We start from the raw sequence: 9,749 nt of genomic DNA, 5'->3' as shown, positions 1-9,749 counted from the left end.
AGCCTGAAGCCCTGAACCGGGTGGTGGTGCGGGTTCGGGGCACCGGCACACCACCCGGACGACCTACCCGCCCAGGGCCAGCGCCACCGCGCCCAGCAGCGCCGCGTCCTGGTCGAAGCGGGCCGCCACCAGCTGCGGCGGGAACGGCACCGCGTGCGCGAGCCGGTCCGCCAGCGCCGGCAGCAGCACGTCCGCCGACCGCACGAGCCCGCCGCCGACCGCGATGCGCTCCGGGTCCAGCGCGATCGCCAGGTTGGCCACGTGCATCGACAGCTCGTCGAGCGCGGCCGTCACCAGCTCCTTCGCCTCGACGTTCTCCTTGGCCAGCGCGAACAGCTCGCCGGCGGTGACCGGGCGGCCGAGCAGTTCGCTCGCCCGGCCGCCCAGCCCACGCCCACCGACGGCTTCCTCGAGCGGCGCCGCTCCGCTCGCGAAACCCTCGGTGTCCTGCGGCGAGAGCAGGTTGTACCCGATCTCGCCGGCAGCTCCGTTGGCGCCGGTCAGCAGCCGGCCGCCGACCAGCACCGCGGCCGCGATGCCGGTGCCCAGTGACAAGAACACCGCCGGATCGGCCCCGGCCAGCGCGCCCCAGCGCCACTCCGCCAGCGCCGCCGCCTTCGCGTCCGTGCCCACCGAAATCGACACGCCGGGGAACTCCGCGGCCACCAGCTCGGCCAGCCGCAGCTGCTCCCACCCGGGCACGTTCGGCGCGAGCAGGATGCGATCCGGCAGCACGATCCCCGGGCTGACGACACCGATGCAGGCGGGCACCGCGCCTTCGTCGGCCAGGAGGGCCCTGGCCGCGGCGAGCGCGCGCACCACCACCTGCCCGGCCCCCGCCTGCGCGTCGGTGTCCAGCCGGCGGGTCGCCAGCAGGGTCCCGTCGCGATCGGCGAGCCCCAGCGCCACCTTCGTGCCGCCGAAGTCGATCCCGAGAATCCGTTCCTCCGTCACGTGTGGGTCCCTCCCGTCCCCCGCACCACGATCCGGCCGGTGTTAAGCCCGTCGACGCTGATCACCGGCACCGCACCACGCAGGTCGGCCGCCTGGTACGTGACGGTCAGCGTCTGCGACTGGCCCGGCCACAGCGTGATGTCGTTGTCGTCCCAGGTCGCGTTCGCGAGCTGGTTGTCCCCCGGCGCTTCCCGCCCGTCCGGCGTGCCGCGGCGGACGTCGGCTCGCAGGAAGAACGCCGCGCCCGGCGTCTTCGAGGTGTTGGTGACCGTCACCGTGGTGACCAGGCCGCCGCCGCTCGCACACGTCGACGCCACCGCACTGACCTGCGACTTCGGCAGGTTCTGCAGGGCCTGCAGGTTGCCGTACTGCGCCAGCGTCGCCTGCGGGTTGCCCAGCGTCTTGGCCCAGTCGACGACGTCCTTCTGCGTCGAAAGCCAGTAGACGTTCCGGTCGACGACCTTCCCGCTCTGCTTGACCTGCAGCTCGACGAAGTAGACCTGCGCGGGGACGGGCGCCGTCGTCTCGGCGGGCACCTTCGGCTTCAGGACGCCGGTCTTGACGCCCTGGCTGCCGAGGCTCAGCCCGGACGCGGTCTGGTCGTCCAGGACCTTGCCCGCGGTGTCCAGCACGCGGGCCTGCACCGAAAGCCCGGACTGCGTGGCCGCGCCGAGGTTGTCCAGGGTGACGGATCCGTTGTCGTAGCCGTAGATCGCGTGCAGCGGCTTGTTCGCCTTCTGGGCGCCGAAGTACGCGCCCGCCTGGTCGCCGTCGTCGTTGTAGAGCGACCACAGCAACGTCGGCCAGCCCTTGTTCAGCTGCCAGTAGACGACACCGGTCGCCGGGTTGGCCTTGTCCGTCGAGTGGTGCAGGAACGCCTCGAACTGCGAGCGGGTGTTCTCGTAGTTCGCGATGTTTGCCAGGTCCACATAGGACTTCAGCGAGTTCCACTTCCCGTACCGCTGCGCGATCGATTGGTCGAGGGTGTACAGCGTGCCGAACGCGTAATCGCCGTGGCCCGGCTCGAAGTTGGCGTGGTACTGGTTGTACGCCGGGTCCTGCCACAGCTTGGCCTGCTCGGCCGGTGACAGGAAGCGCTTGATCGAGTCGAGCGTCGGCACGGTGTGCCCGGCGCTCTGCTCGCTCGCGAAGCCCCAGGCGCCCCCCGCGTTGGTGCGGCTGGAGTCCTCGGGGTCGAAGTGCGAGCTGTCGTACCAGTACGACGGCGGAACCCAGTCGTACGGGCCTTCCTTCTCCCCGGACTGGCCGAGCGTCGGTGTGCTCTTGTACTCCGCCGAGGCGATCACCGGGACCTGGAAGTCGGCTTCCTGGAACGCCTTCAGCGTCTCGGACTCCTGGCGGGGCACCGGCTCGTTGTCGCTCCAGCCGTAGTTGAAGACGCTCGGGTGGTTCCGCTCCAGCTGCGCGATGGTGTACGCCGAGTCGTGCATGATCCGGTAGTCGCGCTCGGTCAGCGTCGAGGCGTCTTCCGGCTGCCAGGCGTCACAGCACAGGAACCCGCCGATCACCAGCAGACCGGCGCGGTCGGCCTGGTCGTAGAAGTCCGGCGGCATGTCGTGGCCCTCGAGCCGGACGCCGGTCAAGCCCAGGTTCTTGATCAGCGCGAGCTGGTGGGCGGTGTCGGCCTTGTCGTAGCGCAGGAACAGGTCCGGGGCGAAGCCGCCGCCGCGGAACACGAAGTCCCGGCCGTTGATCGTGAACTGCCGCGCACCCTCGGGCAGCGGCGCGGACTTGCCGACCAGGCGCGAGGTCACCGTGCGGATGCCGAAGGTGCTCTTCGACGACGTCGACAGGACGCCGTCCTGGGAGACCGCGGTGGTCAGCGTGTACAGCGGCTGGCCGCCCATCGAGTACGGCCACCAGACCTGCGGGCGGGCGATCTTCACCGGCGCGAACACGACCGTCCGCTTGGTGTTCGCCGGGATCGTCACGCGCTGCTTGACGACGATCGGCGTGCCCGAGGGCGAGGTGATCGTCGCGGCGGCGTCGCCGGTCTGCGCGGTGGCCGCGTTGTTGGTGACGTCCAGCTTGACCGTGAGCTTCGAGCTGGTCAGGTCGGGCGCGTTGTCCTGCACGACGTGCGCGTTGTCGCCGGTCAGGGCGTCGGAGACCTGGAGGGTCGGCGGGAACTGGATGCCCGTGTTGTTGTCGGGCGGGATCTGGCCCCAGTCGACCTGGTCGAGGGTGTACATCTTCAGCGGGTCGTTGGGGTAGACCTTGATCGCCAGGGTGTTGCGGCCCGGCTTGACCAGCTTCGAAACGTCGAAGGTGTGCCCGGCGAACGCGCCGCTCACGACGTCCTTCGTCGCGACGAGCCTGCCGTTCACCCAGACGTCGCCCTCCCCGACGATGCCCGGGATGGTCAGCTTGGCGTGCTGCCCCGGGCGGATGTCCGGGGTGAAGTCGGCGCGGTACCACCACGGGTCGGAGAACGGCTTCGTCACGACGGGCCCGAGCTTGTCGACGTACCCGAAGCACTTGCGCATGGTGTCGGAGTAGAAGACGTCCGGGCACTTGCCGTTCTGCACCAGGGCGTTGATCTCGGTGCCGGGCGCGCCGGCGTCGTCCGGTCGCACCGGCAGCCAGCCGCGGGTGGCGTACCCGGGCGTGGAGACCTTGTCGCCGCCGTCCCCGACGCTCGCCGTGGTGAGGACCTGCCAGCCCTGCAGGCCGATCGTGGTGAGCCCGTGCGGTTTCACGACGGCCGGTGTGTCCTGCGCGGCGGCGGGTCCGGCCACGCTCAGCACACCCGGTACGAGGAGCAGCGCGGCGAGCGCCGCGAGCTTCTTCGTCATGCCTGAACCCCTTCCGGTTCGGTGGCGAAGGCCTCTTTGATCTCCTTGGGACCGAAGGGCCAGGTGCGCTCGGTCTTGGCGTAGCCGAGGTAGGCGATCGCGCCGACGGCGATCCAGCCGAGCGACAGCCCGATGGACAGCCAGTCGGCGGAGACGTAGATGTAGACCCAGCCGATCAGCGCGATGACCGTGGGCACCGGGTAGAGCCACTGCCGGTAAGGCCGCCTCAGCTCCGGCTGGCGGCGGCGGAGCACGACGATCGCGGCGACCTGGGCCAGCGACTGGATGATGACCAGGGTCGCGACCGCCGCGTTGATCACCGTGGTCAGGGTGAACAGCGAGCCGAGGATCGTGATGGCGCCCATGGTGAGCACGCCCGCGGTGGGCAGGTGCAGCTTGGGGTGCAGCTTGCCGAACACGGGCAGGAACACCTTGTCGCGCGCGGCCTCGAACGGCACGCGCGAGCCACCGAGCAGCCCGGCGAAGACGGACCCGATCGCGGCGATCACGATCAGCACGGTGATGGCCTTCGCCGTCCCGGTGCCCCAGACCTGTTCCAGCACCGAAGACGCGACCGACTTCGCCTCCTCCAGCTGGTCCAGTGGGATCGACCCGAGCACGCCGACCTGCAGCAGGAAGTACAGGCCCATGATGCCGAGGATGGAGAAGATGATCGAGCGGGGCAGCGTGCGGCCCGGCGTCCGCACCTCGCCGCCGAGGTAGGCGGAGGTGTTGTAGCCGAGGTAGTCGTAGATGGCGATGATCAGGCCGGCGCCGAGGCCACCCCAGAACGTGCCCGTGCCGCCGGAGCTGAACGCGCCCGGGGTGAAGGCGAACGCCTGCGCCGCGCTGAAGTGGGAGAACGCCGCGACGATCGTTGTCAGCACCGCGACGAGCATGATCACGAACAGGACCGTGGTGAGCTTGGAGATCTGGCCGATCTTGCGGAACAGCGCCAGGATGATCACCAGCGTGATGCCGACGCCGATGAGCTTGCCCAGCGGCGTCGTGCCCGCGTCGTCGGTGACGCCGGGGATCAGGTAGCCGAGGTACTGGACGAGGCCGATGATGCCGGTCGACATGATCAGCGGGATGAACAGCACCGCGCTCCAGACGAACAGGAACGGCATCAGCCGCCCGGTGCGGTACTGGAACGCTTCGCGCAGGTAGAGGTACGTGCCGCCGGCGCCCGGCATGGCGGCGCCGAGTTCGGCCCAGATGAGCCCGTCGGCCAGCGCGACGATCGCCCCGATGATCCAGCCGAACATCGCCTGCGGGCCGCCCATGGTGGCGACCATGGCGGGGATCGTGACGAACGGGCCGATGCCGCACATCTGGGTCATGTTGATCGCGGTGGCCTGCAGCGGACCGATCCGGCGTTCAAGGGCGGGCGGTTCCCCGGACCGGGTGGGTGAACTCACGACGTGCCTCCGACTAGTAGTTAGTAAAGTTTCTTAACATAGAACGCCCCGGGCCGGAAGGGTTCGCGGATAAACTTGCGGCAACTCAGGAGGACGCGTGGGACGAAACGGGCCGCAGGTCGGGACTCCGGCGCACATGCGGGCGTTGAACCAGCGTCTGGTACTGGACCGGCTGCGCGCGCACGGCGAAGCGACGCGGCCCCGGATCGCCGCCGACACCGGGCTGTCGAAACCCACGGTGGGCCAGGCCCTGGTCGATCTCGAGCAGCACGGACTGGTCCGGACCACCGGGCGCAGCCTGGCCGGCCCGGGCCGCGCGGCGGTCGTCTACCAGGCGGCGCCGGACGCGGGGCACGTCGTCGGCGTCGACATCGGGCGGCGGGTGCTCCGGATCGCCGTCGCGGACCTGGAAGGCAGCATCGTCGCGCGGCTCGACGAGCCCAACCGGTGCCGTTCGGCGAGCGCTTTGGTGCGCACGGTCAGCGAATCCGTCGAACGCGCGGTGTCCTCGGCCGGACTGCACCCGCACGAAGTCGTGTCGACGGTGGTCGGCACGCCCGGCGTCCCCGACCCGGCGACGGGCACGGTGCACCGCGCGCCCAACCTGCCGGGCTGGGAACGGCGCGGGCTGCTGCACGAGCTCGCCTCGGCGCCGGCCGTCGCGGGCTCGGACGTGGTGGTGGAGAACGACGCGAACCTGTGCGCGGTCGGTGAGCACGCGCTCGGCGCGGCGCTGGGCGTCGACGCGCTGGTGTGCCTGACCGTCGGCACCGGCATCGGGATGGGCCTGCTGGTGGACGGGAAGCTGTTCCGCGGTGCCCACGGCGCGGCGGGCGAGATCGCGGACCTGCCGTTCGGTCCCCTGCGCAACCGGGGCGCGGACGCGCGGCGCCCCGGCCCGGTGGAGACGGCGGCGGCGGGCCAGGCGGTGGTGGCCGCGGCCCGGGCCCGCGGTGTGCCGAAGGCGCGTTCGGCGAAGGACGTGTTCCGGCTGGCCCGGGCGGGCGATCCGCGGGCTCTTGCCGTGGTCGAGCAGGAGGCGGAGAAGCTGGCGTACGTGGTCGCGGCGGTGGCGGCGGTCCTGGACCCGCGCTTGATCGTGCTGGGCGGCGGCATCGGCGGGAACACGGACCTGCTGGCCGGGCCGATGCGCCGCACCCTGGCCGCGACGACGCCGGTGGTGCCGGACATCGTGGCGGGCCGGCTGGGTGAGGACGCGGTCTTGGCGGGAGCGATCGCGACGGCCCTGAGCACGGCGCACGAGCTGGTGTTCGACCGCCGCGGCCTGCGCCGCGCCGCGGGGGACGCCTGAGCGCTCCGATCACCGGACGCGCGCCCGGCGAAGGAGCCGAAGCCGTCCGACCACCCGGGTCGCGCGCAGAACGAGCAGACGCCCCGGCCGAAAGACCGCCCGGCCCGAGCACCCCGGGCAGAACCCGGATCCACAATGGACTAGTCGGACGGTCCGCGCAGGGTGAGCACCACCCGCAGCACGTACTCCACCGCCGTCGGGAAGGCGGCGCCGCGCAGTTCGCCGCGGTCGGCGAGGTTGCGGGCGGCGAACTCCAGCTCCCGCTCCGGGCCGCCCCGGCGGACGACGAGCGCGGCGATGTCCTCGAAGTCGAGCTCGGGGTGATCCAGGCGCGCCAGGGCGAACTCGATCATCAGGTCCTCGGCTGTCACGTCCCCTCCTTCCACTGCCTCCAGCCTACGCGTGAGCGGCCTCACCAGGCTTACTATACCGTCCAGACGGTATAGTAACGTCCATGTCCGCCACCCTGCCGACCTCCGCCCGGCCGTTGAGCCCCCGGCGCCGCTGGGCCGCGCTGGGCGTCCTCGTCGGCGCCGTGCTGCTGCTCGCGGTCGACGGCACCGTGCTGTACCTGGCCGTGCCGTCGCTCACCCGCGAACTCGCGCCGAGCGCCACCGAAATCCTCTGGATCGGCGACGTCTACTCCCTCGCCCTGGCCGGGCTGCTCGTCACGGCCGGGAACCTGGCCGACCGGTTCGGGCGCAAGAAGGTGCTGCTCATCGGGACCGCGGCGTTCGGGCTCGCCTCCACGCTGGCCGCCTTCTCCCCCACCGCGAGCGTGCTCGTCGTCGCGCGGCTGCTGCTCGGTGTCGCCGGCGCGACGATCATGCCGTCGACACTGTCGCTCATCCGGACGCTGTTCGCCGACCCGCGTGAACGCACCCGCGCGATCGCCATCTGGTCGGCCGGGTCCGGTGGCGGCATCGCGCTGGGCCCGCTGGTCGGCGGCACGCTGCTCGAGCACTACTGGTGGGGCTCGGTGTTCCTGATCAACGTGCCGATCGTCGTCGTCTTCCTGATCGCGGGCGCGTGGCTGCTGCCCGAATCCCGGGATCCGGACCCGGGCCGGTTCGACCTGCTTTCGGCCGGGCTGTCGCTGGCCGCGATCGTCCCGCTGGTCTACGCGGTCAAGCACGCCGTCAGCACGGGCTTCGACGTCCGGACGAGTGTCGCCGCCGTGCTCGGGCTGCTGGCCGGCGTTCTGTTCGTCCGCCGCCAGCGGCGGGCCGCGGCTCCCTTGATCGACGTCACGCTGTTCCGCAACGGCGCCTTCAGCGGCGCGGTCCTGGCGAACTTCATCGCGGTCTTCGCGCTGATGGGCCTGCTGTTCTTCTTCTCCCAGTACCTGCAGCTCGTCCGCGGCTTCTCGCCGCTGCAGGCGGGGTTCGCGGAGATGCCCGCGACGCTGGCCTCGATCGCCGTCGTGGCCGCCGTCGGCGTGGTCGCCGGGCGGCTCGGGCGGGGCCGGGCCGTCGCGGCGGGCCTCGCGGTCGCCGCGCTGGGCCTCGCGCTGGTCTCGGTCGCCGAACGGGCGCCGCAGTACTGGTGGCTGGGCCTGACGCTGGTGCCGGTCGGCCTGGGCGTCGGACTGGCGCTGACGCTGACCGTCGACTCGGTGCTCTCCGCGGTCCCGCGGGACAAGGCCGGCTCGGCGTCGGCGATCTCCGAGACGGCCTACGAACTCGGGGCGGCGCTGGGCATCGCGCTCCTCGGCTCGGTGGTGAACCTGGTCTACCGCGCGTTCCTGCCGGACGGCCCGGTGCCCGGCGAGGTCCGCGACTCGCTCGCCGGAGCCGCGAGCGTCCTGGACCCGGGTTCCGGACTCGCCCGCGCCGCACGGGACGCCTTCACCGGCGCCATGCAGGTGACGTCCCTCGCGGCGGCCGCCGTCACCGCCGTCGCCGCGCTGATCGCCTGGCGTACCATTCCGTCCATTCCGTCCGGGAAGGACTGAGCATGCCTCGCAAAGCCGGGCGCGGCCCGGAGGAGACGCGCCGGGCCCTGCTCGACGCCGCCGCGAAGGTCATCCGCACCCGCGGCGTGTCGGCCTCCCTCGACGACATCGCCCGGGCGGCCGGCGTGTCCAAAGGCGGGCTGCTGTACCACTTCCCCGCCAAGGACGCGCTGGTGCGCACGCTCGCCCAGGACCTGCTGGACGCGTTCCGCACCGAGGTGCGGGCCGCGCTCGACCCGGCCGACACCGCCCCGGGGCGGCTGACGCGCGCGTACGTCCGGGCGTCGCTGGACACCTCCTACGACGAGGTCGCGGTCCGGGAGACCATCGCCCTGATCGCCCAGCTGATCTCGATCCCCGAGATCGCCGAGCTGGCCCGCGCGGACGCGCAGCAGTGGGAGCGCGAACTCCACGACGACGGCCTCCCCGGCGACGTCATCACCCTGGTGGTGGCGGCGGCCGACGGCGCGAGCACGGCGCCGTTGTGGGGCGCGGGCATCGACGTGGCCGCCGCGCGGAAGCTCGAACAGCAGCTCCTGGCCCTCACCTTCGGGTGACCGGCCCGCCCACGAGCCCCGTTGTCAACCCGACTTTGGTGTTGGGAAATCACCACTTTCCACGCCCTACGTTAGTCGGCTCCGGCGAAGGTGTATTCCGGGTAAATTCTCGACAGCGCGCGCAATTCCGGCAAATCCCCGTCCCCTCACGAGGAGTCTTCCGATGTCGAGGAAGTTCGCCCTGGCCGGCGCCGTCGCGCTCGCCCTGACCGTGACCCCGCTCGCCGCGGGCACCGCGTCGGCCGCCACCGAGCAGGAAGCCGCCGTCACCACGGTCTACTACAGCACCGCCAGCGCACCGACGTTCCGCTCGGTGATCAACGCCGGTGCCGCCAACTGGAACCGCAGCGTCACCAACGTCCGGCTCGTCGAGCGCAACTCCGGCGCCAGCCTGCGCTACACCGAGGGCAACGACCCCCGCGGCTCCTACGCCTCGACCAACGGGCACGGCAGCGGCACCATCTTCATCGACTACACCCAGGCCCGCCAGTACAACCCGACCCGCATCGCGGCGCACGAGACCGGGCACGCCCTCGGGCTGCCCGACCACTACTCGGGCCCGTGCTCCGAGCTGATGTCGGGTGGCGGCCCCGGCCCGTCCTGCACGAACGCGGTGCCCAACGCCGCCGAGCGCAGCCGGGTGAACTCGCTGTGGGCCAACGGTCTCGTCGCGACCAACGCCGAGCGGGTCTACGAAACCGTCTACGGCTTCTGAGCCCTTGACGCTGTGGCCCG

At 71.6% G+C, this 9,749-nt stretch carries 8 protein-coding genes; 4 read left to right on the top strand and 4 right to left on the bottom strand.

The features are described from left to right. Positions 1-63: 63 nt before the first annotated feature. Genes ACFVYA_RS48365 through ACFVYA_RS48355 form a run of 3 tightly spaced genes read right to left on the bottom strand, consistent with a single transcriptional unit; the run spans position 64 to position 5,191 of the window. Positions 64-954 carry an ROK family protein gene (locus ACFVYA_RS48365; protein WP_285990690.1) on the bottom strand — a complete coding sequence of 297 codons (891 nt, stop codon included), beginning with the start codon at positions 952-954 and terminating at the stop codon, positions 64-66. Next, positions 951-3,770, bottom strand: coding sequence for a beta-mannosidase (locus ACFVYA_RS48360; RefSeq protein WP_387055219.1), 2,820 nt, complete (start codon positions 3,768-3,770; stop codon positions 951-953). Before ACFVYA_RS48360 ends, ACFVYA_RS48365 begins: the two co-directional genes overlap by 4 nt. After that, a complete protein-coding gene (locus ACFVYA_RS48355) occupies positions 3,767-5,191 on the bottom strand; it encodes an APC family permease (RefSeq protein ID WP_387055217.1) in 1,425 nt (474 codons plus the stop codon). The genes ACFVYA_RS48360 and ACFVYA_RS48355 overlap by 4 nt, the downstream gene beginning before the upstream one ends. A 136-nt stretch (positions 5,192-5,327) precedes the next feature. On the opposite strand from ACFVYA_RS48355, the gene ACFVYA_RS48350 reads away from it, so the two are divergent. After that, complete coding sequence (locus ACFVYA_RS48350) at positions 5,328-6,503, top strand: ROK family protein (RefSeq protein WP_387055221.1); 1,176 nt, start codon at positions 5,328-5,330, stop codon at positions 6,501-6,503. Positions 6,504-6,643: 140 nt separating this feature from the next. Here ACFVYA_RS48350 and ACFVYA_RS48345 read toward each other — a convergent pair whose 3' ends face one another. Beyond that, positions 6,644-6,874, bottom strand: a complete 231-nt coding sequence (locus ACFVYA_RS48345; protein ID WP_285990687.1) for a hypothetical protein — start codon at positions 6,872-6,874, stop codon at positions 6,644-6,646. An 83-nt stretch (positions 6,875-6,957) separates the two neighbouring features. Between ACFVYA_RS48345 and ACFVYA_RS48340 the strand changes: the two genes are divergently transcribed. The 3 genes from ACFVYA_RS48340 to ACFVYA_RS48330 all read left to right on the top strand — a co-directional run bounded on the left by ACFVYA_RS48340 (position 6,958) and on the right by ACFVYA_RS48330 (position 9,729). After that, positions 6,958-8,457 carry an MFS transporter gene (locus tag ACFVYA_RS48340; protein WP_387055215.1) on the top strand — a complete coding sequence of 500 codons (1,500 nt, stop codon included), beginning with the start codon at positions 6,958-6,960 and terminating at the stop codon, positions 8,455-8,457. A 2-nt stretch (positions 8,458-8,459) separates the two neighbouring features. Next, a complete protein-coding gene (locus tag ACFVYA_RS48335; protein ID WP_387055213.1) occupies positions 8,460-9,014 on the top strand; it encodes a TetR/AcrR family transcriptional regulator in 555 nt (184 codons plus the stop codon). Positions 9,015-9,177: 163 nt separating this feature from the next. Next, positions 9,178-9,729, top strand: a complete 552-nt coding sequence (locus ACFVYA_RS48330) for a snapalysin family zinc-dependent metalloprotease (RefSeq protein ID WP_387055211.1) — start codon at positions 9,178-9,180, stop codon at positions 9,727-9,729. Positions 9,730-9,749 lie beyond the last annotated feature (20 nt).

The organism is Amycolatopsis sp. NPDC058278, assembly GCF_042881395.1.
GTDB lineage: Bacteria > Actinomycetota > Actinomycetes > Mycobacteriales > Pseudonocardiaceae > Amycolatopsis.
The sequence above is the reverse complement of the archived record's forward strand: the minus strand, read 5'-3'. Positions and strand labels throughout refer to the sequence as shown.